21 protein-coding genes and 1 pseudogene are annotated in these 24,437 nt (G+C 52.3%); 12 read left to right on the plus strand and 10 right to left on the minus strand.

Annotation, left to right across the window (positions count from 1 at the left end; translation table 11 throughout):
• Positions 1-30: 30 nt before the first annotated feature.
• From purF to WKI84_RS02620, 8 genes are all read left to right on the plus strand, one after another.
• Positions 31-1,470, plus strand: coding sequence for an amidophosphoribosyltransferase (gene purF, locus WKI84_RS02585; protein ID WP_337861959.1), 1,440 nt, complete (start codon positions 31-33; stop codon positions 1,468-1,470).
• Between the two features lie 62 nt (positions 1,471-1,532).
• Positions 1,533-1,892: a hypothetical protein gene (locus WKI84_RS02590; protein ID WP_337861960.1), complete on the plus strand. Its 360-nt coding sequence runs from the start codon at positions 1,533-1,535 to the stop codon at positions 1,890-1,892.
• 47 nt (positions 1,893-1,939) lie between these two features.
• The gene (locus WKI84_RS02595; protein WP_337861961.1) at positions 1,940-2,359 is read left to right on the plus strand and encodes a CoA-binding protein; all 420 of its coding nucleotides are present in this window, start codon (positions 1,940-1,942) and stop codon (positions 2,357-2,359) included.
• 93 nt (positions 2,360-2,452) lie between these two features.
• Positions 2,453-2,827, plus strand: coding sequence for a hypothetical protein (locus tag WKI84_RS02600; RefSeq protein WP_337861962.1), 375 nt, complete (start codon positions 2,453-2,455; stop codon positions 2,825-2,827).
• Positions 2,828-2,881: 54 nt separating this feature from the next.
• The gene (locus WKI84_RS02605; protein WP_337861963.1) at positions 2,882-3,046 is read left to right on the plus strand and encodes a hypothetical protein; all 165 of its coding nucleotides are present in this window, start codon (positions 2,882-2,884) and stop codon (positions 3,044-3,046) included.
• A 359-nt stretch (positions 3,047-3,405) separates the two neighbouring features.
• Positions 3,406-4,635, plus strand: coding sequence for a redox-regulated ATPase YchF (locus WKI84_RS02610; RefSeq protein ID WP_337861964.1), 1,230 nt, complete (start codon positions 3,406-3,408; stop codon positions 4,633-4,635).
• Between the two features lie 6 nt (positions 4,636-4,641).
• Positions 4,642-4,902 (plus strand): hypothetical protein, encoded by a 261-nt coding sequence (locus WKI84_RS02615; RefSeq protein WP_337861965.1) that lies wholly within the window; start codon positions 4,642-4,644, stop codon positions 4,900-4,902.
• Positions 4,903-5,468: 566 nt separating this feature from the next.
• Positions 5,469-5,918, plus strand: a complete 450-nt coding sequence (locus WKI84_RS02620) for a TRIC cation channel family protein (protein WP_337861966.1) — start codon at positions 5,469-5,471, stop codon at positions 5,916-5,918.
• 732 nt (positions 5,919-6,650) lie between these two features.
• Here the strand turns inward: WKI84_RS02620 and WKI84_RS02625 are convergent.
• The 4 genes and pseudogenes from WKI84_RS02625 to WKI84_RS02640 all read right to left on the minus strand — a co-directional run bounded on the left by WKI84_RS02625 (position 6,651) and on the right by WKI84_RS02640 (position 9,467).
• A complete protein-coding gene (locus tag WKI84_RS02625) occupies positions 6,651-7,085 on the minus strand; it encodes a hypothetical protein (RefSeq protein WP_337861967.1) in 435 nt (144 codons plus the stop codon).
• A gap of 306 nt (positions 7,086-7,391) precedes the next feature.
• Positions 7,392-8,474 (minus strand): cytochrome c biogenesis protein CcdA, encoded by a 1,083-nt coding sequence (locus tag WKI84_RS02630; RefSeq protein WP_337861968.1) that lies wholly within the window; start codon positions 8,472-8,474, stop codon positions 7,392-7,394.
• Between the two features lie 70 nt (positions 8,475-8,544).
• Positions 8,545-8,778, minus strand: a complete 234-nt coding sequence (locus tag WKI84_RS02635; RefSeq protein ID WP_337861969.1) for a thioredoxin family protein — start codon at positions 8,776-8,778, stop codon at positions 8,545-8,547.
• Between the two features lie 152 nt (positions 8,779-8,930).
• Positions 8,931-9,467: pseudogene (locus WKI84_RS02640) on the minus strand (universal stress protein).
• Between the two features lie 158 nt (positions 9,468-9,625).
• Between WKI84_RS02640 and WKI84_RS02645 the strand changes: the two are divergent.
• The gene (locus tag WKI84_RS02645) at positions 9,626-10,354 is read left to right on the plus strand and encodes a hypothetical protein (protein ID WP_337861970.1); all 729 of its coding nucleotides are present in this window, start codon (positions 9,626-9,628) and stop codon (positions 10,352-10,354) included.
• 161 nt (positions 10,355-10,515) lie between these two features.
• Complete coding sequence (locus WKI84_RS02650; protein WP_337861971.1) at positions 10,516-12,699, plus strand: heavy metal translocating P-type ATPase; 2,184 nt, start codon at positions 10,516-10,518, stop codon at positions 12,697-12,699.
• A gap of 104 nt (positions 12,700-12,803) precedes the next feature.
• Here the strand turns inward: WKI84_RS02650 and WKI84_RS02655 are convergent, their stop codons facing one another.
• Complete coding sequence (locus WKI84_RS02655; RefSeq protein ID WP_337861972.1) at positions 12,804-13,010, minus strand: hypothetical protein; 207 nt, start codon at positions 13,008-13,010, stop codon at positions 12,804-12,806.
• Between the two features lie 274 nt (positions 13,011-13,284).
• Between WKI84_RS02655 and WKI84_RS02660 the strand changes: the two genes are divergently transcribed.
• The gene (locus tag WKI84_RS02660) at positions 13,285-14,193 is read left to right on the plus strand and encodes a hypothetical protein (RefSeq protein ID WP_337861973.1); all 909 of its coding nucleotides are present in this window, start codon (positions 13,285-13,287) and stop codon (positions 14,191-14,193) included.
• A 302-nt stretch (positions 14,194-14,495) separates the two neighbouring features.
• Entirely contained in the window at positions 14,496-17,000 is a 2,505-nt protein-coding gene (locus WKI84_RS02665; RefSeq protein ID WP_337861974.1) for a heavy metal translocating P-type ATPase, read from the plus strand.
• A 66-nt stretch (positions 17,001-17,066) separates the two neighbouring features.
• Here WKI84_RS02665 and ppsA read toward each other — a convergent pair whose 3' ends face one another.
• The 5 genes from ppsA to WKI84_RS02690 form a co-directional block, all read right to left on the minus strand.
• On the minus strand, positions 17,067-19,313 hold the full coding sequence (gene ppsA / locus WKI84_RS02670) for a phosphoenolpyruvate synthase (RefSeq protein WP_337861975.1): 2,247 nt from the start codon (positions 19,311-19,313) through the stop codon (positions 17,067-17,069).
• 442 nt (positions 19,314-19,755) lie between these two features.
• The gene (locus tag WKI84_RS02675) at positions 19,756-20,622 is read right to left on the minus strand and encodes an ATP cone domain-containing protein (protein WP_337861976.1); all 867 of its coding nucleotides are present in this window, start codon (positions 20,620-20,622) and stop codon (positions 19,756-19,758) included.
• A gap of 62 nt (positions 20,623-20,684) precedes the next feature.
• Positions 20,685-22,241, minus strand: a complete 1,557-nt coding sequence (locus tag WKI84_RS02680) for an AMP phosphorylase (protein ID WP_337861977.1) — start codon at positions 22,239-22,241, stop codon at positions 20,685-20,687.
• 6 nt (positions 22,242-22,247) lie between these two features.
• Entirely contained in the window at positions 22,248-23,552 is a 1,305-nt protein-coding gene (gene rbcL / locus WKI84_RS02685) for a type III ribulose-bisphosphate carboxylase (protein ID WP_337861978.1), read from the minus strand.
• Positions 23,549-24,415, minus strand: a complete 867-nt coding sequence (locus WKI84_RS02690; protein ID WP_337861979.1) for a translation initiation factor eIF-2B subunit — start codon at positions 24,413-24,415, stop codon at positions 23,549-23,551. Before WKI84_RS02690 ends, rbcL begins: the two co-directional genes overlap by 4 nt.
• Positions 24,416-24,437: the final 22 nt, after the last annotated feature.

Consider the following 24,437-nt stretch of genomic DNA (forward strand, 5'->3'; position numbering starts at 1 on the left):
TCTTGCCGTGGAAGGGGGGCTTGGCAATAAATGGTCCATGAGAACTGCGGCGTGGTGGGCATATTCTCGCTTGCCGGCCACAACGTCGTCCCGTTTGCAATAGACATGCTGCGCGCGCTCCAGCACAGGGGGCAGGAAGCGTGGGGCATAGCAGTCCCGAACAAGCCACCTTTCAAGAGGCTCGGGCTCGTCTCGGCGTCTGCATCCGACTTTCAAAACATTGTCCGCAAGTACAAGTCAAGCGCAGTCATCGGCCACGTCCGCTATTCCACTTTTGGCAAGAGCAACCTTGAAAACGCGCAGCCGCTCAAGGTCAAAGACCTGTGCATAGCACACAACGGGACGATAGCAAACGTCGAGCAGCTCTCCGGCATGGTGGGCGGATGCACCTTCACGCCGCAGACTATGAGCGACACGCTGGTTGCGGCGCAGAGGCTTGTCATGCACATCGCAGAAAAGGACGACATGGCGACTGCGATGTCCATCTTGAAGAGCGAGATGGTGGGCTCGTTCTGCTTTACTTTCCTTACAGACGAAGGCTCGGTGTACGCGGCAAGGGACACGCGGGGCTTTAGGCCGCTCGTCCTTGGGTTCCACAAGGAGACTGGCACCTACATGGTGGCGTCAGAGTCGTGCGCCCTGTCGGCAGTGGGGGCACAGCTGGTGCGCGACGTCGAGCCGGGCGAGCTTTTGAAGATGGGCCCCGGGGGAGTCGAGTCCAAGCAGTTTGCGACTGAAAAACCGCACGCACACTGCGCCTTTGAATACACCTACTTTGCGCACCCATCAAGCATCATGGAGGGGATAAACGTCTATGCGGCAAGAAAGCGCATAGGGCAGTTCCTGGCAAAAAAGTTCCCGATAAGGGACGCCGACGTGGTGGTGCCCGTGCCGGATTCTGCCAGACCTGCCGCGCTCGGCTACGCGCTGGAATCCGGCCTGCCGTTTGAGGAGGGGCTGCTCAAGGACAGGTACAGCAAAAAGGGCTCGATGCGCTCGTTCATCGAGCCGTACCAGAACGACAGGGTCGAGATAAACAAGGGCATCATACCGATACGGGAGGTGATAGAGGGCCGCCACGTGGTGGTGGTAGACGACAGCATAGTGAGGGGCACAAGCTCAGCCTCCATAATAAGCACGCTCAAGGCTGCCGGCGCCCGGCGCATAAGCCTGGTTGTCACCTACCCGCCAATCCGCTACCCATGCTACGCAGGAATCGACTTTCCGTCGCAGGAAGAGCTCATCGCGTTCCAGCAGGGCGCAGAAGAGGAAAAGTCGAACGAAAAAATAGCCGGCAGGGTCGCAGGTGTCATCGGCGCCGATTACGTGGCGTACAACGACACGGCCAACCTTGCGCGGGCCATCGGGATGCCTGAAGAAGAGCTGTGCTTTACCTGCTCTACCGGCAACTATGCGCCGCTTGGGATAAAGCCGGTCTTCAAGACCCGAGCCCAGATCAAGGGCGAGTGACTGGAAAGCTGCAACGATAGCTTAAATACAAAACTGCCCTGAAATTACGCGTGCGCATAGTCGTGGTTGCAGCGATAGCAGGCGGCATAGTAGTGGCCACAATAGCTGCAATGCTGGCGTCCACAATCCCCACCTCGGACTACTCGCTCAACGTCGACGCGCTCAAGGACGAGCAGTCCCTCTTTACAAACGCGCGCGTGGTCCTGACAAACACGGGCCGGCAAGAGCTCACAAACATCGTCATCGACTATGGCGCAAGCCAGCAGGAAAAGGTGGGCTCGCTTGCGCCGGGCGAAAAGGCGTTCCGCTCGCCGCCAGAAGGCTCGCCGCTCGATTCGGTCACGGTGACTGCCGACCATGGGATCAAGGTGGTGCAGCAGTACAGAAAGCCCATCAAGCTGCCGGGCATGATAGGCTCCTGATTCAATTTAAATAACAAGAGCGCGGCATTTTACTCTGTACAAGCACCATGAACCATGACTCTTTCTCTGACGACGAGATCCGCGAGTTTTACAAGCTGAAAAACGTTGCAGTGGTCGGCATGTCCAAGAACGAGGGCAAGGCCGCAAACTATGTCCCAAAATACCTCCTCGAGCAGGGCTATCACGTAATACCGGTGAACCCGACTGCGCCAGAGATAATGGGAAGAAAGTCGTACGCGACCGTCTCCAGCGTCCCCGAGCCTGTAGATATTGTCGACGTGTTCAGGCCATCAGAGGACGTGCTTGCAGTCGTGCAGGACGCGGTAAAAAAGCCGGGCATCAAGGTGGTCTGGATGCAGCTTGGGATCTACAACGAGCAGGCAGAGAAACTTGCAAATGAAAAGGGCATCAGGGTGGTTTACAACCGATGCATGCTGGAAGAGCACCAGCGGCTTTTTGGAGACTAGATTCTCCTGCCTTTCTGGCAAAAGAAGAAAAAACTGGCGCGCAAAATAAAGCCGGCCTAGGAATATAATAAGCGCCGCGTCCACATCAACGACGTGTCAGAAGAGAGCATCGAGAGGGTGGTTCAGGCAGTCAAGGCGGCGCTTGACAGGCTGCATGAACAGGAAGGCATCGTCACCAAGGTCGGAGTCGACAGGGACGCCGGCATAGTCAAAGTATATGAGGAGCGGTCTGACGCACTGAAAAAGGCGTCATCCGGCCTTGCGGAGGTGCTGGAGCTTGCATACACTACCGCCGAGCATCACCCGTACTGGGGCATGCTGTACCATGCGACCGAGATATCCAAGACGCTCCTTGAGAAATGGGACGGCGAACTCTCACAAGACAACCTCTCTGAAATCTTGTGGCGATGCGACGAGATCAAGATGGCTCTGGAGCGTGCAGGCGACATGCACCCTCACACTCACTGACTGATTTTATGGAAGAAACTCTTATTCACAAGTTTGACGTTATACTAGCCTGAAATGGCGCAGATGGAATCGTCGTCGTCACCGCCGGCAATATCGCTGCCCGTAGTCAGCAAGGATGTCAGGAAAAAGCTGTACTTTGCGGTACACCTGTCGCTTCCTCTCTCGTTTGCGGCATTGGTCGGGTACCTGGGTGTCATATGCTACCACCTTGCTCATTGATTCTGCCCTGCGACCTGTGGTAGAGAATCAGAGACGCGAACCGGCCGCCTTTCGCTTTCTGTGGGAAGAGAGCCAGACAGTTACCGCAACTGCTGCCGCAACGCCGGCGACTACCAGCAGGATTTCCAGCCATGTGGCCCACGGGGCGTAACCGGATATGCCATAGGGGCCTATGTGCATCCGAGCATATGGATCGAACGCCGGAAATTTAACTTTGCAGCCGCCGCGGCTGGCCGCTCTCATAAAGTATAGAAGCGACGGCCGCCAAAAGATGCCTGCCAAATGCAATGCTCTTTTCAAACCCGGATTGAAAGCAGCTATCCTGGCGCTGATGCTCAGAAGTCTATAAATAATAAAAGGTGCAGGCTCTACTCATGATCAAGATCGGCCTGATCGGCAAGACCAACACCGGCAAGACCACGTTCTTCAACTCTGCGACGCTTGCGTCGGCCGAGATATCCAACTACCCGTTCACCACAAAGCAGCCGAACGTCGGCAACGCACACGCGATAACGCTGTGCGTGCACAAAGAGTTTGCGGTGCAGGACCAGCCGCGCAACTCCCGCTGCATAGACGGCTGGCGCTTTATACCGATAGAGCTTGTCGACCTGCCCGGCCTGATAAAGGGGGCGTGGGAGGGCAAGGGGCTTGGCAACCAGTTCCTCTCGATAGCGGCCCAGTCGGACGCGCTCTTGCACATCGTCGACGCGTCGGGCAGCATCGACGCGTCGGGCAAGATAGCAGAGCCGGGCTCAGGCGACCCGGTCGCCGACGTGGGCGACATCGAGGAAGAGATGGTGATGTGGTACCTGAAGCTGTTCGAGGCAAACCGTGACAAGATAGCCCGGGCCATAGGCGGCGGGGCCGACCCCGTGGCGTCAATAACCGAAGTGTTCCGGGGAATCGGGGTGCGGGAGGAGCACGTGCAGGCGGCGCTTGCGCAGAACAAGCTGGCCGGCGTCGACCTTGACGATTTTGGTCCGCAGCAGAGCAAGGACTTTTGCTGGAGCCTGCGCGACATATCCAAGCCGACGCTCATCGTCGCAAACAAGGTCGACCTGCCGACTGCGACTGACAATTTCCGCCGCCTCCGCGAAGAGTACAAGGACATGATAGTCGTGCCGTCAAGCGCCGACGCCGAGCTGACCCTGCGCCGGGCAGAGAGCAAGGGGCTGATAAAATACGTCCCCGGCGACGAGCGGTTTGACATACGCGACCAGTCTTCGCTCAACGACAAGCAAAAGTGGGCGCTCAACCTCATACGCAAGGACATCCTAGGAGAGTACATGCGCACAGGCGTCCAGTTTGCCATCAACGTCGCCGTGTTCAAGCTGCTAAAGATGAATGCCATCTATCCGGTCGCAGACGCCAAGAAACTTGCAGACAAGCACGGCAACGTGCTCCCAGACGTCTACCTGATGCGCGCCGGCTCGACCGTGGAAGACCTTGCTAAAGAAATTCATACAGACCTTGCAAAGGGCCTGCTGTACGCAGTCGATGCGCGGGACGGCCTGCACCTTCCCACCGACTATCACCTGAAGGACCGCGACGTGCTGTCAATAGTGTCTGCCAAGAAAAAGGGCAAGTAGCTGGAAATGGCAGCAGCAGACGACAATAACGTTGTCAACAACAGGGCAGGGTTGCTGGCCGAGATAGAAAAGATACTGCGGCGAGAGCCCGGCAGGATGTACTCAAAAGAAGAGATATTGAACCTGCTTGCAGACAGGAAAAGCGACGGCGAAATAGACAGGCTGCTTGCCGAGCTGGAAGTGGCAAGCTCGCTCAAAGAGTCGCGGTCAGACGTGTACGCGACGTGCCGGGGCGGGACAGTCTACTACAAGTGGAACAGTAATTAATTAATCAGTGGCACTTTTGCAAAACTCCACAAACAGCAGATCGGCTACCGCATCAACGTTTCTGCATTCTGTTTGTCCAGTGCAAGTATATATGATGTGGCGCTGCGTCGCCGTTTATTTCTATAAATATTGAAGGATTGTGTTACTTGGCTATTTTGCGGCATTCTGACGCACACATACGGCACGCTTGAGCGCATTTCTTGCACTCATCCATGTGGCTCGCATGCTTGTCACATTCCTTCGCACATTCGTCACATACAGCGGCACAAAACTCGCACGCTTGCTTTACAAGGTCGCTGTCCCTAGCCAAAAGCCGCGCACAGATAGAACAGGCGTCGACACAATCTCGGCAGATTTGTATGCATTTCGCCATCATCTTTGCGTCGCCCTGAAGGCAAGCCGTTACACAAATCTCGCATTCATCAGCACACTCGTTGCAGGCATTCTTGCAACTTTCGTATCGGGTGTTTGCCATGCAATTAACATGCCGTTTCAGACTAAACCATGGCGGTACAGAGGACAGAGCAAAGGCGCACTGATGGCTTCTTTTCGAGAGGCACATATCCTTGACATTGCCCAGATTTTTAATGTCTCTTGACGCTTCAGTGGCAGGCGATTTTTCTACAATTTCCACTCTCATACAACTTCTGGATTTCTTTGGCTGCATGACATTTGCAGCTGGAGGAGCGTTCAAGGCAATCGAGCACAGATTTGACATAATTGGAGTAATAACATTGTCATCAATAACCGGCATCGGCGGCGCGATGATACGAGATATGGTTCTTGGAATATCGCCATCTTTTGTTCTGCTAAATCCACTCTATCTTGGCATAACCGTTTCCTCTGGAATCACTATTTTTCTGCTTTATAGTCGCCTAGTGAAGTACCGCAGCCTGTTCATGAAACTGGATTCCATTGGTTCTGGGGCGTTTACAGCAGGCAGCGCAATAGTCGCCTTGAACATGGTTGGTCCGAATTTGCTTGTCATGGGGTTGCCGGCGTACTGGCTGCCATAGCTGGGGGAATCTTGCGAGATGTGATTGTACGTGAAATCCCTGTGGTATTTGTCAGGGAGCTTTATGCATCAGCAAGCGTTGCAGGAATAATAGTACTCTACGTGTTCTATACAGTTGGAATAGATCTAAACATTGCTGCGATCGCTGGCATAACGACGGTAATATCTATACGACTTGCGGTAATGAGGTTAACTGTCGTATTACCTGACACACGTACACTGGTATGCCTGTCTAATGAGATGCATCGCATCTCCTATATTTTTCTGGGATCTGACTGTAAATACCCTGTCAAAGGTCCACGAAGGAGTCCTTTTGATTTTCTTTGTGAGACCCTTTTCATCCATAAACAAATCATTACACTTTATGTGAACTTCCAGACAGTCCGGCAGAACTTTTACCGTGCAAAAGTTCTTGAGCGGCGAAGTCTGATAAGTGATCCAGTTCTTTCTTGATTTTTCCTTGACGTTGGGCAAGGAACAAATCTGTTTGCTCAATGTCGAGAAAACGCTCTTCAGGCCACCATCAGTCTTGTCCAGATGCTCGTCCACTGGAACCGTTGTCCACTTGAAGGTTCACTTCTTGGCTTCCCGCTCCAAAGCCTCTTTCGTGAACGTGGTAAATTTGTGGAGAAGCTGGTTCCTGCTATTGGCATATGTCTCGAACGGTATTGCTCTTACATCCGTCCCGTCCTTTGCCAGATGCTCAACCACTTCGGTAAGCTGCTCCGAGACGCTAAATGATTATGAATATTCCTACACCCTGTTCTATAATGCGCGCCAGGTAATCTGCATCAGAGACTTTTTGACCCTTTCTTGCCGTGCTGGCTAGAAACTTTGCCAGATCGTTTCTTGTCTCAGAGTTGCCCATGGCCAGCTTGAACCTAGAGAGCTGGTTCATCACGTGATGTACGATGTCATGGGAACTCAGCTCCACTTCAATGATAAAGAATTTGTCGCTTGCGAGATCGACCAAGTAGCCATCGGGCGTGCTGCCGATTCCGCTCTTGCTTACTATCTTTCTCTTGACGTTGAAAAAATGAGTATTCTTTCCGAATAACCTCGCACTATGTTCTACTGCCAGCTTTTCTAATTCTTCCTCCCGTTTATACGAATAAGGACTGTAAACTTCATCATCAAGTATAACAACTGGCACGCCCTCTTGCTGCATTTGTAATACTTCTTTCTACTTTTGCCTTGTTGTATAAATCTTGGTCGCTTCTGGTCCTTCAGGTGATCATTGCTCATCATAGCAAATAACTTCTCAAATTTCTTGGCGGCTTTAGTTAGTTCATGGGGTAATCGATCAATTCCCGCATTCTATGCACATAGGTTGAGTGAGTACTAACCACATGTTATGCTAGCGACGCCTCGTTCCACTGTCATCCGGGAGCCTTGATCCCGATACTTTTACCTCATATTTCTTGAGAAAGAAAACAAACGACGACATATCAAGCATTTCATATTGTATAATTGGTCATGAACCTCCCGGCAGACCTTCTGGCAATCCGAGCAAGTCCATCGCATCAAGCCCTATGTTAAACAGCAGCGCGTCCCAGACCAGGAATACGGCAAGGACTTTTAGCACTTCACGTTTGTTGTCGTGCTTGCGCCAGTACCAGAATACCGGAACCACGGTAACAATCAGGTTAAACAGCGCTCCATACTCTACATATGGGACTCTTTGTTCCAGCTGCTCTATCGGTATGTCGGCTTCGCCTATCATCTTTCCGCCCATTGCCATGAACGCTAGGTTCAATCCCTCATGAAATACTCCGCCTTCATACCAGAGATGGCCAAAGATCCCGTTGAGCACTATGAACGAACCTAACACTACGAGAGACCATGCTGTGAACTTTCTTATGGTCTCCATCCTTCTTGTCAGTCCGCCTGTTGCGTTAATGCCAAGCAGACCCAAGGCGGTCAGGAAAAGCAACGGAACAACCCTCCCTATGCCGTTTATGGCCATCAAGAGGGCGCCCTGCATCCAGTCTCCCGAAGAAGCGGAAAAAATTAGGATGATGTATGTTACAGGGTTTGGGCAGCCTACGCCGGCGTTGCCTAAAAGTAAACCGAGCAGAAAGATCTTCAGGTAATCTCCTTGATTCTGGATGAACTTTGGTGTTCCAGAATAGGCTGGCATCTTGAATTTAACGAGCTTTAGTTCTGTAAGGCCAAATCCAAAGGCTGCCAGTCCTGCTGCAGCATACATCCCACGCGTAGCATTATCGAGCCCCACGTACTTGCCTGCCTGAGCCACGGCCGCGCCATAGAATGACAGTGTGATGATCAGACCGAGACCAAAAAGCCCTGCCATGACCAGCCCCTTCCTTCCAGAAGATGCTCTCATCGAGATTGGAACTATGATGAAAACTAGCGGCAGCGTGCATGGCAGAACGATATTGGAGACGCCTCCGGCAAATGAAAGAAGTAGAGTGAGTGTTGCAGTAGGGGTCGCAGCGAGATAAATAAAGCCAAACAGGGTGACAGACCCCAGGATGAAAACTGCAGCAACGAGATACGTCTTGAACTTCTTTTCCCTTTCTGTTAATTGGCTCATCTTTCATCACCGCCCTGCGTGAGAACCCTTTCCAATTCCGTCGGAAAGCGATGATGCATCATGTCAGATACTACCTTGCTGGCAGCTTCACTTTTTCAGCCAGCTTTTTCTTGCTTGGAACTCCTGTGAATTCTAGTTTTCCGTCAATCACGACTCCCGGTGCCGTGTAAATCGGATACTTTTCTAGATATTCGGGTTTTTCAGTTACGTCAATGACATCATAAGAAACACCCATCTCGTCAAGCATTCTCTCTACGACGCTGCAGTTAACGCAGCTTGGAGTGGTAAGTATCTCTACTTTCATGCTCTGTCACCAACGAACTGTTTTGGGTCTTTTTCGAATGCCCATCTACAGCTGGCACAGCAGAAATGATACTCTTTATTGTTGTAGATCACTGATTCGCTCTTTTCAGCCTCTACCTCTGTACCGCAGACAGGGTCCTTTGTCATTTAAAATCAAAATGACGCTTCAAGTATATCTCCGGGCGGTATTCGCTGCAGTGCACTGCAAGTTTGGTTTAGTGAACTGTACCAGACAGGATTTATTTTACAACCTGTCATGACTGTGCAGGGAGCGTGCGTGACCACGCCGGAGGCAACGCTTCCAAGCACCAACTTCTCCAGTTTCGTCTTTCCTCCAGTTCCCCTGACAATCAGGCCAATTTTTCCCTCCCGGCGTAATCAACCACGACAGAGTGGGCGAGCCTATACTTTCGGCAATCTTTGCCTCTACTTTGATGCCATTATCTTAGCCTCGCTTTTGATGCTGCTCAACCATTTCTCTGCCTCATTTTTGCCCATCTGTACTACGTCACCCAGCATGCTTTGGGTGTAATGACCTATAGAAGGTAGTTGGATAACGTGCAGAGTCATGATCTCGGCTTTATCGCGTTTTGCTAATATCTGATAGTCGTGTCTGCAGCAGGCAGCCATACTCTGGTCAGAGCCGTCCACCAGCACGAGTATTTTGGAAAATAGACGATCTTCTGCCATTTGGTTCGTATGGTGTCACGCGGTATATGTGCCAGTGTAACTTTTTGTTTGGAAACTTGCGCATATGTCACGAATAAAGAAACCTAGGTCCTGTAGAACCTTAATCGCGCTAAAGGCGGTGCTCAAAAAGAGCCCTGAATAGAATTACTTTTAGTGAGTTGTACCAAACAGGTTTTATCTGTGTTATACGCCGCATTGATATGAATAGGAAATTTATTTTAGCCGCAGTCATGATGGCTGTCGTCGGCTCGGTTGGCACCCTAACCTTGCTCCCGTCATCCGTTACTCAATCTTTTGCCCAGCAAGGAGATCCACATCACCCCGACCAATCACAAACTGGTCAACAATCAACAACTGCTGCAACTGCTGCATATACAAAGAAAATGTCAATGTTTAATGTCAAGGCGTTCAGCATGGTAAACAATGTGCAGGTGACAGGTGTATCTGTGACTGGAGATAATAAAATATCGGCAAGTTTGCGTTATACTGGCGAAGGAAGATCACCCGGCGTCTCCGTAGTTGCAATAACAGAACCCATGGGAATGATGCTTATGATGCACGGGCCGATGATGTCTGCCATGATGGGTCAGGGGATGATGATGGGCGATGGTTCTAACATGACGGGCTTTAATGGAACCGGCCGGTCTTCGTCTATGCCGAGCAACCTTGGGATGAACAGCACACAAGGGCAACCCGGGTCTATGATGAATCTTGGAAACCAGACCTCAATGTCCCCCTCCCAAATGAGCGTTCCATCCCAATCAGGCAGCAATTTCCTAAGAGCAGGATGGAGGTCCGCCACGGCGGTAGACATAAATCTTGATGGAAATACATCGGCTTATGATGCATCCAGCATCATGGTGATGGTGTTCCCATATTCACCATAGGACGGATCTCCATGTACGAGGGGAATCATGCGATCCTCTCTGGGCGTCGAACCTCCACAGACTTGAAGACAGGAGGAGCATCGCTGCAACATGTATTGCAGTGCATTGCACCCAACACTTTGCAGAAATATAGACGGAAAACCAAATAGGGTCAGAACCATATGGCCAAAGACCCTGTGTGCGGAATGGTTGTTGATGAAAAAACAGCCCTCAGCGCCGAAATAGGCAGCAGGCAGTTTTACTTCTGCAGCAGTAATTGCTTGAATACCTTTGTCAATCCCGAAAAGGAACTTAGCAAACTGAAGAAGAGGATGTATGTGGCTGTTTCTGGCGCCCTGATCCTGGCCATAATGCGTGGCGCCCTCTATCTCGGGCTTGCGTTTGGAGCGGTGGCCGTTACGTGGGCACCGATACCAAACATCCCGTTTCTGACCTGGGGACTATTGCTATTCTTCATAACAACCCCGATACAATTCATCGGAGGATGGACGTTCTATGTGGGCGCCTATGAAGCGATCAAGCGAAGAACCGCCAATATGGATCTTTTGATATCTATTGGTACGCTGGCCGCCTACATCTACAGTACGATTGTTCTGTTCTTCCCCGGGGCCCTGCCTGTCAAGGAAAGAGACGTGTACTTTGAGGTGTCGGCAGTAATCATCGCGTTCGTACTACTAGGCAAATTCATGGAAGAGGCCATAAAGAAAAGGAGTTCCGCATCCGTCAGAAAGCTGCTGGACCTGCGACCTTCCATGGCCAGAGTGATACGCGGCGGGGCCGAGGTAGACGTTCCAGCAAGCGAAGTCGTCGTGGACGATGTGATGGTTGTAAAGCCGGGGGAGAAGATACCCACGGACGGCATTGTAATTCAGGGGACTTCTGCGGTCGATGAGAAGATGATCACTGGGGAGAGCATACCTGTTGACAAGCAGCCAGGAGACGAGGTGATCGGGGCGACCCTTAACAAACAGGGACTGCTCAAGATAAAAGCCACAAAAGTTGGCAAGGAAACCGCTCTAGCTCAAATAGTGCACATTGTGGAAGAGGCCCAGGGGTCGACAGCACACATCCAAAGACTGGTTGACTCGGTATCAGCAAAATTTGTCCCTGCAGTGGTGGGAGTGTCTCTGGCGTCATTTGCTATTTGGTATTTCGTCTTTGGCAATTTCGTAATGGGGCTGCTATCGTTCATCGCCGTGCTGATAATCGCGTGCCCGTGCGCTCTGGGGATCGCCACCCCGGCCGCACTCATGGTGGGCGTCGGCAAGGGTGCCGAAGCTGGCATCTTGATAAGAGGGGCGGAATACTTGGAGCGCTCGCAGAAAATAAAGACGGTAGTGTTTGATAAAACAGGCACTCTGACAAAAGGGGAGCCGTCTGTCACGGATGTTGTTACGTATGCGGGTCATAGCCGGGAGCAAGTGTTGCAAATTGCAGCGACAGTTGAAACTGGCTCCGAGCATCCGTTGGCCCAAGCTGTGGTAAGAGCGGCAAAACATGAACGCCTTGACCTCGGACAGCCAGAGGATTTTGAGGCCATCTCGGGCATGGGCGTCAAGGCGACCGTTGAAAAGAAACGCGTCCTTTTTGGCAACAGGAAACTGATGCGCAAGTTTGGCATCTATTCTGAATCCATAGAGGAGCAAATGGAGGAATTAGAGTCGGCAGGCAAGACGGCGATGATAATAGGCATTGATGATAAAATCGTGGGAATAATCGCTGTTGCAGACACCCTAAAAGAATCCTCCTCAGCCGCAGTAAAGGCACTGAAGGAACTCGGAGTAGAGGCAGTGATGCTCACAGGAGATAATGAAAAGACGGCCAAGGCGGTGGCAAAAAGTGTGGGGATCGACAAAGTCATTGCCAACGTACTGCCGGGCGAAAAGGCCGGCGTGATAAAGCAACTGCAATCTGAAGGCAAGGTTGTGGCGATGGTAGGCGACGGCATAAACGACGCTCCTGCCCTTGCCCAGGCGGACATTGGAATAGCCATCGGGAGCGGTTCAGACATTGCCAAAGAAACGGGCGGCATAATACTGATCAAAGACGACGTAAGGGATGTTGCAAGAGCCATAAAGCTTGCAAAGGCTACGATGAAAAAGATAAAGCAGAACCTGTTCTGGGCGCTGATATACAACACTGCAGGAATACCGGTTGCTGCAATAGGGTTGCTCAGCCCGATCATAGCCGCGGCTGCTATGGCCCTCAGCTCGATATCCGTGATAGCAAACTCGTCTCTGCTCAAGCGCATGAAAATAGTCGATCTGGATAGCTCGCAGCAAATGAGAGAAACAGCAGTACCGGCGGAGGCTACTCTAGAGCAGGCTGCAAAAGTATCCACGTGAACCCCGGTGCACAAGCAAAATCTGATGGGAAGTGCTTTAGCCGCTTTTCTTTCAATGCTGCCAGAAGACATCATCATCTTCTTCGGCGCTCCTTCAAATTCCCTTTATTTTGTCTCCACCGTTCCTGCACTTCCATCCACGGTCGCTTCCGGGCCATCGTGGAGTGATAAAGCCTTCTTTATTGGAACCGGAAACCCTGCTCTGGCCAGTTCGCCGAGGTTTGAGGCTTTAACTCCAGCGCATCCTGTGTCCGGGCGTGAAGCCTCGCTTAACTTCATGACGTAATGGCTGCGTGGTGCATCGTCAACCATGCTCTGGACTCCTTTCACCTCTACCTGCCAGGAGGTCAGCAGTCGTCAAGTATGCTGCCATTCCACGAGCAAGGTCTTTTGCCATGGTTAGTAACTCGTCACTCTGGCATTTCACTGGCAAGAATTCCATGCAATGCAGTGCAGCACACTGGGGCCCTGCGCGTACCAACAATATTATAATTGAACAGAGGTACAAGCATCTAAAATCGAAAGGGCTTGGCGGCTTTCCTGCTGCAAAAAAGGCTTTTAGAAGCTGCTGCCATACATCCCGTTGTTGGCGATAGCTGACCAGAATCGTGAAAGTGGCTCGTTAGTCTCTTACAGGGTAAAGATGCAGACCGTGGTCACCGTTGCTTATCCGGCAGGCCCGGTCTCATTCAGGCACAGAGAAGGCCTTCCAATCAAGCTATCAGTCAATTCCGCAGCCCTTATTGAAGTTACGTGTGGACACGGGCGCCTTCATCGCTTTGAGCTTGACGTACAGCCAGACATCGAGTGGCTCATTCAGGGCGAATTAAAGAAGAGCGGCGCGTTCAAGATCGGTCATGGCGGAAGCGACGAATACCGAGCTAAAGAGGCCGGCGAGTGTGTAATTTACTACCCACCACCCGACATATCCACCGGACAGGAGGTAAGAACTGGCATGCTCATTTTGACATCCTCTGCAGGGAAAGAAACCCGCCACAGCGTATACCTGACTTTGAAGAGGCAGGATGGTTTTGGCAAAGGAGTCTCTTATTCCGCCCAGCTGCAAGTGCTACCGCCGCAAGATGTTGATGCTGAAGAAGCACCTGGCCCTGATCTAGACGATCCATGCAGAGAATGCAACATAAGGATCGAAGCTGAGCAATCATCATGGTCTGCGGCAAACGTGAGTAGATACATGACTACTTCAGAATACGTCAAACTTGCAGCAACAGAGGAGCGTAAAGGAGAGTTCTGGCTGATCCATGGTACAAAAAAGACCAAGGTGGATGGCCTCAGCCCAGCTGTAAAAACAGCAGAATGGAAATGCACTGCGGGGAGTTTTGTCGGCGGTGGAGAGGGGCTGTCGGCAGTTTACCTTACTCCCGGAGATAACGAATTGGCCAAATCGCCTGTAACCATAGAATTCCGTCAGGGAGATAAAATACAGGCGAAAAAGGTATGGCTCCTGCGCAGGCAGTCTGCAATGCACTGCTGACCAGTAGTAACAACGTTAACGCCTGTCAGAAATTTTACGCCGGCTTTCAGAAAGTTGTTAAAATGCAGGTCTCTCTCTAATTATTGTTTTCCGTGCGTGTCTCTCTTGACGATGGGCAAACGCATAACCTTTTGTTGACGCTCTGCCAAGGTTTGCGAAACGGCAGTTATGTCGGTTGTATCATCCACGAAAAACCTCGGTTGCTACCCGTCGTATTCGCTGGTGTGGCCGTGGAATACCCATATGCGTATGTGCGCTCCACCGGTATGATCCTTTATTAGTTTCAAAAACGTCATGTAGTCATGAAGACCGCCGTCTTGAACATCGACGGCATGATGTCTGTATGCGACGGACTGGGAGTCGAAAAACGGCTCTTGACCCGTCCGGGCATACTGGGCGTCGAAGCCAACTTCCTCAGTGGCACGGCGACGGTCAGATACGACGAGTCCAAGGTGACGTTGGCCGATGTCAAAAGAATGATCGCAGAGTGCAGCTACCACTGTTCTGGCGAGCAGGTTCCCCTGCACATTATCCGCACGCCGTCAGACCTACATGAAGGTCGTTATGCAGAGGGAAAGGAGCACGGGAGCGGGCACAAAGGCATGCCGCCGACATCGGCAGAAAGCCCGCCTGAGACGGCTCCTCCGCCGAGACATGCAGGCCACGATGACAGGATGGCAGAAGCGGGGGCCCAGGCTGCAATGGCGCACGAAATGGGTCACGGTGGAGGAATGTCTATGGAAGCTATGGTCCAAGACATGCAAAGGCGTTTTATCGTTGCCCTCGTCTTTGCAATCCCTGTATTTATCTACTCTCCGCTATTTACGCAAGTCTTTCAAATCCAGGCTCCTTTGCCGTCTGGAGTCTCCAATGAACTGTTGTCGTTCATTCTTGCGACTCCTGCGGTGCTCTATGGGGGCTGGGTCTTTTATGTTGGCGCCTGGCGGGCTTTGAAGAACCGCGTGCTCAACATGGCAGTGCTCGTTTCACTATCTGTCTTGGGAGGGTATGCGTTCAGCGTAGGTGCAACGTTCTTTTTCGAGTCCGAGGTCTTTTATGAAGCTGCTTCGCTGCTGCTAGTCTTTGTGCTGTTTGGTCATCTGATGGAAATGCGGGCCCGCGCGGGCACATCGCAAGCCATTCGCACGTTGATGAATCTGGCGCCTCCAAGAGCTACCGTGATCCGTGACGGGCGGCAGGTCGAGCTGTCCACCTCTGATGTCCTTGTTGGAGACATAGTAGTCATCAGGCCAGGCGACAAGGTCCCGGTCGACGGTGTCGTGATCGAAGGGATGTCAGAGGTAGACGAATCGATGATCACGGGCGAAAGCGTGCCTGTCAAGAAATCAGAGAGAGACGAGGTAATCGGCGCTACCATAAACAAGACAGGTTCGTTCAAGTTCCTAGCAACCAAGGTCGGGCGAGACACGGCTCTTGCGCAAATAGTGAAACTTGTCCAAGAGGCGCAGAACTCCAAGGCCTCTTCCCAGAGGCTTGCCGACCGGGCGTCTCAGTGGCTTGTTATCGCAGCTATTGCTGCATCCATTGCCACCTTTTTCATCTGGTACGGGGTCGCACTGGAGCCCCTGGTATTTGCCACCACCCTTGCAATCACCGTCATCGTGATCGCATGCCCTGATGCGCTGGGCCTGGCCACCCCAACGGCCGTTATGGTGGGCACAGGGCTTGGTGCCATGAACGGCATCCTGTACAAGAACGCTGTGGCTCTGGAAGAAGCCGGCAAAATTAACGCTGTCATCCTTGACAAGACCGGAACGCTCACCCTCGGCCAGCCCAAGGTTGTAGAAATCGTGACTGCAAAGGACGGGCTCTCGGAGGCAGAGGTTCTCCGCCTCGTCGCTTCGGTTGAGCAAGGAAGCGAGCATCCCTTGGCGCAGGCGATTCTTGAAAAGGCCCATGAAAAAGGGGTTCGCCCTGGCAACGTGACAGACTTTGATGCCATCCCGGGCCACGGCGTAAGTGCACTTGTCGACGGTCAGAGAAGAGTATTGATAGGGAACCGAAAGCTCATGCGCGACAGGCAGATCGCCTTTACAGACGTTGATAACCGCGCCGCGGTGCTCCAAGGAGCAGGCAGAACGGTAATCCTGGCGGCCGTAGACGGCCGGCTCGAAGGCGCCTTTGCGGTTGCTGACGCAGTACGCCCGACAAGCAGAGAAGCTGTAAGGAGGCTTACATCTATGGACATCCAGGTCGCTATGCTGACAGGGGACAACCGCGCTACGGCCGAGCGGATAGCAGCGGAGCTTGGGATAAACACTGTCTTTGCCGATGTCCTGCCCGGAGACAAGGCGGCAAAGGTCTGGGAGCTCCAAGGGCAGGGAAAAAGAGTGGCCATGGTAGGCGACGGCATTAACGACGGTCCTGCCCTGGCCCAGGCAGACGTGGGGATCGCAATTGGCGCAGGAACTGACGTGGCTATGGAGACTGCGGATGTCGTCCTCACCAGAAGCGACCCGCTCGATGTCGCCAAAGTAGTTCTTCTCAGCAGGGCCACGCGAAAAAAGATGCAGCAGAACCTCTGGTGGGCGGCAGGCTACAACATGATAGCTTTTCCCATAGCTGCAGGGATTTTGTATCCGTCGATAGGCCTGATTCTGAGGCCAGAAATCGCTGCAATTGCGATGTCTGGCTCATCACTTGTTGTGGCACTCAATGCCTTGTCGCTCAAGCGCGTGAAGGTAAAGGAGCTTGTTCCTGCACCTGAAGATGTGCTGCTGCCTGAACAGGCGTCGTCGTCATCGCAAGTTACTGCTGCTACCACTACATCTGTGCGGCACACGTAAAAGATGGGAAAAAGAGAGAAAGAGACGTGTCTCCATGTATGCATTGCATGCCTATCTATTCTGTAGTCAGAAGCCTTGCTCTGAGAGCTCCTGCTCTTTTTGATGCACTGCTGTCCGTATGGCGGCGATGGCGTCTATGTTACAGGAAATGCTCCTTATGCCATAGCCCACCAAGATTTTGGCCATCTCCGGGTCGCTTCCTGCCTCGCCGCAGATGGAGGTCTCTACACCGTAGCGATTGCAGACATCTATCACCTTTTTCATCGAGCGCAGGACTGCAGGATGGAAGGGAGAGGAGATCTTTGCCAGCCTTTCCTCCCCTCGGTCGATGCCCAAGGTCAGCTGTGTGAGGTCGTTTGTTCCAAAACTGGCAAATGCTATGCCACCATCCTTACACAGGTCTTCAATGATCATCACAGAAGCAGGCGTCTCTACCATTACGCCAATGTCTACTTTATCGGATAAACCCACGTCTCGGGCGATCTTTTTGGCACTTTGCACCTCCTCTACAGAAATCACGAAGGGAAGCATTACGTGCAGATTCGTTAGACCCTCCTCTTCGTACATCCTCTTTATTGCCATGAATTCCGACTTTAGCAACTCCGGCTCGTCCAGGCTTCTGCGTATCCCGTGCCAGCCAAGCATCGGATTTGCTTCGTGGGGCTCGTCCTCGCCGCCCATCAGGTTTCTGAACTCGTCTGACCGTGCATCCAAAGTTCTTACCCAAACGGGCTTTGGGTAGAAGGCTCTTGCGATAGGTCTTATGCCGTCGACCAGGATCCGTGTATACTCCTCCTGTTTGCCCTCCTTCATCAGTTTGGCAGGATGCACGCCAAACTGGGCAATCAAATGCTCTATCCTTAGCAGGCCTACGCCATCGACCCTGGGCGCAATCTCGTCCAGCCTTTGCGCAAACGCAAGGTTTACCTTCACCTTTGTCTTGGTCGCCTTGGCAGGGATTTCTGAAGCCATTTCAGGGGCAGCAGCTCTGCCCATCTCGATCCGTCCATCATAAACGACGCCGTTGTATGCGTCAACCGTGATTTCTTGGCCGTCTTTCAAAATCGCCGTAGCCTGCTGCGTGCCAACGATGGCAGGAATGCCCATTTCTCTTGAAACTATTGCAGCGTGGGAAGTTCTGCCGCCCAGGTCAGTAATGATCGCAGCCGATTTGCTCATGACAGGGACTAGATCAGGCGAAGTCATGGTAGTCACAATTATGTCTCCTGAGTTGACCTTGGTAATGTCGTCTTTGCCCAAAACGATTCTCACCTTCCCGACGGCTGCTCCGGGTGAGGCCCCCACCCCTTTTAGAAGCAGGTTGCCCCCAATCCTGACTTTTTGAGCCTTTTCTTTGGTGGTAATCGCACGCGTCTGAACGATTGCTATCCTGCCTTTCTCTATGGCAAACTCGATATCCTGTGGTCGGCCATAGTGGCGCTCAAGGCTCACGGCAAAGTCGGCCAGTTTTAGAATCTCTTCTCGGGTCAGCACTTGGGCAGCGGCCTTGCTCTGCGGGGTGGCGACTTCCACAGTAGCGCCAGAAGTGTAATCACGTATGCGCATCTTTGTTTTGTTGGAAACCTGCACGTCAATAATCTCTCCGTTCTTGCTGACTTTGTACGAATCCGGCGAAACTTCGCCTCCGACTATGCTCTCTCCCAGCCCCCACGTCGCTTCGATCAGAACCACGTTTTCACCGGTGGTAGGATCGACTGTAAACATGACGCCAGATTTTTCGGCCTCTATCATCCTTTGGACTATTACTGCAATACTTGACTTTGCAAAGCCGTGTTTTGCACGGTAGAAAATCGCACGCGGCTCAAACAACGAAGCCCAGCACTTCCTGATCGAGTCGACCAGCTCGTTTGAGCCCTTGACATTAAGAAAACTGGCCTGCTGTCCTGCAAAGGAGGCAGTCGGCAAATCCTCTGCGGTGGCAGAACTCCTAACTGCAACTAGCGGCAGGTCGCCGCTATCTGAAATGCCAGAGCCTGCCAGATTTCTATAGGCTTGTTCAACTTTTGATCGGACTTCTGGCGGCATCTCATGGGAAAGGATCATTTCCTTTATTTCCTTGGAAGCTGTCAGCAGCTTGGCAGTGTCGTTTACGTCGACGGCGTTGACGACCTGTTTTATCTTCTCGCCGAGGTTGTGCATGCTCATCAGCAGGTCAAACGAGGCGGTAGTTACGGCAAAACCTGCAGGCACCGGGATGCCTATTTTGATCATTTCCCCGAGATTTGCTCCCTTGCCGCCCACAATTCTCAGATCATCTTTGTCTACCTCGTCGAGCCTGACAACATAGTCCACGGAACTTCAACAGGTCTGCACCTTATAAGATTTATAATTCCCGGTACAGACCTTTAACTGCATATGCCCGTTTGCTAATTTTAAAAGAAAGGGCACATACGCACTTTTTCCCTGCATGGTCGTCGTGTGCTGTCTTGATGATTGCTCTGCATTCCTGCACTACTCTATATACTCTGGCCTGCGTTCCACAGGGTCATGGGCTCTGCGCCTGTCGGGTCGTGGCAGGTTCTGCAGGAGCCAGACGGGCTGTTAAGATTACCTGTAAGCGATCCTCGAGAAGGCCATTCTGACGAACTGGTTACACAGTCTCTTTCTTAAGGACGGACTGGTAATGCATGGCGTTTCGCCAGATATTGTGGTCAAGTAGGTTGCCGAAATCCCTCGGGCTGCGACTGGCAAAAGGATCATTATCATCAAATCCAGCATACCCAAAAAATCTCGTCTAGACGATCTTGCACAGTTCTCTGATCTCGTCAGTTACTTTTGCTGCCGCCGGACCGTCGACCCCGACAGACTTCAAGAGACGCGCATCCCTGGCGATGTCTCTGCAGAGTATGAGCCCCCTGTTCAAAAGCTGTTGTTTCTGGGAGCGGCTCAGAGTGACAAGGCATGTGAGCGGGTGGAGCCCGGATTGCTCTATGAGGCTCTGTAGACTTTCTCCGCCAGGGTAGTTCCAGCCTATGGCCTTTAAGCCGACGCAGACTGAATAACGGACAGCATCGTACGTCAGTTTTGTATTGGTTACAAGCCACGCCTCGTGGAACTTTTGTTCGTGGGCTGGCTGGGCCTCCCACCGCTTTCGGATGTCTTCAAAACGCGCCTGTACGTACAGGGCGACTTTAACGTCTGATTTCACCCCGGGGCTGTTGTGAAACTTGCACTCGACCATAATATGTTGCCCAGCTTTTTCGCCAACGATGTCAACTTCGTGTGTAACGCAAAAGCCTCCTACAGGCCTGCCTACTTCTACTGCGAATCCTTTGTGCTTCAGCAGCTCCCCGACAAATTTTTCAAACAGATAGCCGGCAGGGCCCAGATCCATGATCGCTTCTTTCAGGCTGTACCGTGCGGCCAGAGGAGCATCGTATTTTTTAAGCAGCGAAAAGGCGTGCCGGTATATCTCCGAAGTAGTCATCCCGTCCCGCAGTTCGTCTTTTATGTGGTTGACAATGTCGTTTATTGCCGCAGGCGGAGCTAGGGATTTCTCCAAGGAATGCCTCAATTTTGCGTCAGAAAACAGCTCGCGCTCTCCGGACCTTTTTATGACAAAGACTTTATCATTCCTGCCGCCGGCCGCCCCTTTGGTCATGTACCCTGCTTCTCAAGAGAAGAGGGGAGGGGTCATATTTAACGTCGGCTATAGAGAGCAGATCAGCGTTCCAGGATGAACGCCTTCTTTGCTACCGGTATCTCCTTTACCTCCCTTATCCGCATCTCCATTCTGTCGCCAATCCCAAACGGGCTCTCTTCTGGGACGATCTTTTCAGCAAGCGCCAGCTTTGTGGTCTTTTCCGCGTATATCTCTAGCACCGGCTCGCCTTTTTTCACCTTTTCTCCAATTTTCTTGTACAGCAATATTCCTGCCTTCTTGTCTTTTGGCGCCCCTGCCGCCCGCGCAATTTCCACAAGCAGGTTGTTGTCCAGCCACAAGAGCGTCCCGGATCTCTCTGATCTAATGTCTACCCTGTGCTCTCCCACCTCTATGTCATCCGGCTTTGCATCGGGATTGCCGCCCTGCTGTCCCATTATCTCCCTCATCTTCCTATCTGCCCTGCCGCTCCTCAGGATCTCTAGGGCAAGCCTGCTACCGTTGCTGTTGCCGCCGCCCTTTCCTGCCATGCCGAAAATCAGCCCGCACAGGTGCACGGCCTTGTCTACAAGATCGGGCGCGTTTCTTGCACCCTGCAACACCTGGAGCGCCTCGCGCGCTTCCAGGGCAGGCCCTATGGCATGCCCTATGGGTTGCTCGCCGTAACTGATGAGGCACTGCGTCTTGATCTCGACCCTCCTTCCAAGTTCTATAAAGTCCTTGGCAAGCAGATTTGCATCGCCTATGGTCTTGACCTTTGTCCCTCTGCCTGTGGGGATGTCGATGGCGAGAAAGTCTGCGTGCACCGCCCTCTTTTTTGCCATTATCGATGGAAGCAGCATGGGGTCTATAGACAAAGGATACTCTACCTGCACAAAAACGTCATCTGCAGGAGCCAGATGGAGCGACCCTCCCCACACAAAACAGCCGCTGGTCCTGTCCACGACGCCTTTCATTTCTTCTACTGAAAGCGTGACTGGCATGAGCACTTCTGCACGGTCCGCAGTCCCTGCTGCCGAAGTTATCGCCCGGGACGAAGTCTTGGGTATGACGAGGCCGGCTGCCGCAACTATTGGGACCACCAACAGCGTAGTCTTGTCTCCGGGAACGCCACCTATCGAGTGTTTGTCACAAACTGGACCCCTGCCTATCTCCAGATGCTGCCCCGTCTCGACCATTGCAACCGTCAGGCTCGTGGCTTCGTCCAAGTCCAGACCCTGCTGCTCCAGCGCTACCACAAATGCTGCCATTTCCACCTCGCTGAGGTTGCCGGCGACGGTGTCTTTGACGATCTCCAAGATCTCCTCATAGTTTAGCTTTCTCCTCTTCAACTTGTTGCGGATGTACTGGAGCGATACAGGAAAGTGCGCCGGCTCTACCTCTACCATGTCGTTTTCCTTTACCTGTAAGGGCTTTACCACCTCGTCATAGATGCCGACCACGCCTTTCCTCACAGATTTGGTCACGATGTTGACTATGGCGCTTATCTCCCGGCCGTTAAACCTCAGCCTTACCCTCTCGCCGCTGCGCACCCCGAGCTCCTCTGCATCATCGCCGCAAAGCGTGACAACAGGCTTTCTTCCGGACTCGATGCCGAGGTACTTTGCACGCAGCCTCATTTTATGTCACCTCGGCCTCACAGAACCCCATTTTTTCAGGGCTTCCTTCAGTTCCATGTGGGTCTCCCCATATTCGTAAAGGTTTACTTTGTGATGATAAGCTTCAATCGCCTGCACTACGGCCTTTGCCCCAGCTTCGATTCCCATGGGGTGACCCTGCGTGCCCCCGCCAACCTGGACGACCATGTCCGTAGTCTTGTAAATGTCAAATACGTGTGGCAACAACCCGGGGTGCAGCCCTCCTGATGCGACAGGGAGCATGGGCTTTATGCCATTCCAGTCTTGATGCAGCCTCGACATTGGAATCTCGCCTACCTCTCTGGATAAGACCATATCTTTTGTGGCAATGATCTCGCTTCTGCTCCCTTCAAGCTTCCCGATTGCCGTTCCGATATGAAGCTGGTCCACGCCGATCAGGCGCATGAGCTTTGCCAGCAAGAGCATGGACATGCCGTGCCTTCTGTTCCTCGTGAACATTGCATGCATCGCCCTGTGCGCATGGATGGCCATTTCATAATCGTGTGCGATGTTGGACGCCGTTTGCACGGCTGCAAAGCCCGAGATCACGACATCGAGCATAAAGTACCTGAAACCATGCTCGTGCACCACCTTGATGCGTTTTTCCAGTTCCCGGAGATCTGGCGCTGTTACGTTGATGAACGCTTCCTTGACCTCGCCCGTCTCCTTTTCTACTCTGTCCCTGACCCTTGACAGACGGTTGACCCTTTCGCCAAACTTGTTGAATGCCTGGTTTGTCAGGTTCTCGTCGTCCTTTACACAGTCTATCCCGCCTCGCCACACAGCATAGGCGACTTTTTCGGCGTGCTCGGTAGCAGTGTAGCCGAGTTTTGGTTTCGGGACGACTGCCGTTATTGGGCCGCTCTTTTTCTTGAATATCTTTTTGATCGCATCTATGCCAAAATGTGGCCCCCTGAACTGCCTGACGTAGTGGCGAGGAAATTCTACGTCTATCAATCTCAGGTTCTTTATGGCCTTCATGCCAAAAATGTTGCCTGCAGGCCCTGCCAAGAATCCGGTGATGCTGGCTGGCTCAAAAAGGGCGCCCGGGTAGGCAACTTTACAGAAATTTCTGTCATTCCAGAATGCATACGCCTTCAACTTGGGCAACATCTTTGGGAGGGCGGCCAAAGTTGTCCACGTGCCGACAGAGCTTTCAGACGCAATCCTGCCCATGGCTTCCGAGTCTGCAATGCCGCTTGAGGGTTCAAACCTGAAAAGGCAGACTATGTCGTCTTTTTTTGGGGCATATCCCAGTTTTACAAAGTCTGCGTACCACTCGCTCTTGCTCATTTTAGTCGCTCCTTCATCTGCGAGGGTTTCATCACCCCCTCATCCGTTATGACGGCAGTGACATATTCCCAGGGTGTAACGTCAAACGCAGGGTTCCTAATTTTGATTCCGTGCAGGCTCTTCCTTTTTGCGGTGGTAATTTGTCTATAGACCTCCATTGCAGGCCTCTCCTCAATACTGAAATCTTTTCTCCTGTCCACCTTCAGGGCATTTGCAACTACATAGAACGGTTTGTGGTAGTGCTTTGCAGAGAATGCCAAGAGGGACGTGCCTATCTTGTTTACGACCCCTTCTCTGCGCAATGCATCTGCTCCAACCACGACCGCATCTACGTCCTTCATGAAGAACCCTACTGCGTTATCCAGGATGAGGGTCACAGGGATCCTGGCCTGCGTCAGCTCTTTGGCAGTCTTGATGCCTTGTTCGAGGGGCTTGGTCTCTGTAGCTATCACAGACAATTTCTTTCCGTGCCTGCCATGCCCGTGCTTTAGAAATTGCAATGCTTCACCAGAATGACAGTGCGTCATTACTGTCATGCCGCTTCTTAGCACCCTGTCAGAATGTTTTGCTATCTTTTCGGAGGATTCCTCTGACAAATATGCCATTAGCCTGTCTATGGTAGAGAGCTTTCTCTCTTGTTTTATCATCTCGATACAGTTGTGAAGCACGACGGCTGTTGGACGAACCTTTCTCAGACGGTCGGCAATCTTGTCGAACCTTTCGTCAAAGCCCTGCTCCAATGCAACCTGCCTCAGAAATTGGAGGCCATAGACTGCAATCTGTTTCGCGCCTTGCACCCGCACGCTCTCGATTTCTCTTACTGCACGCTCCAGTGTAACCATTGCCAGAACCTTTGGATACATGCAACAACGTGCTGATGTTTGA

It is taken from the genome of Nitrososphaera sp., assembly GCF_037447015.1.
In the GTDB taxonomy this organism is placed as follows: Archaea; Thermoproteota; Nitrososphaeria; order Nitrososphaerales; family Nitrososphaeraceae; genus Nitrososphaera.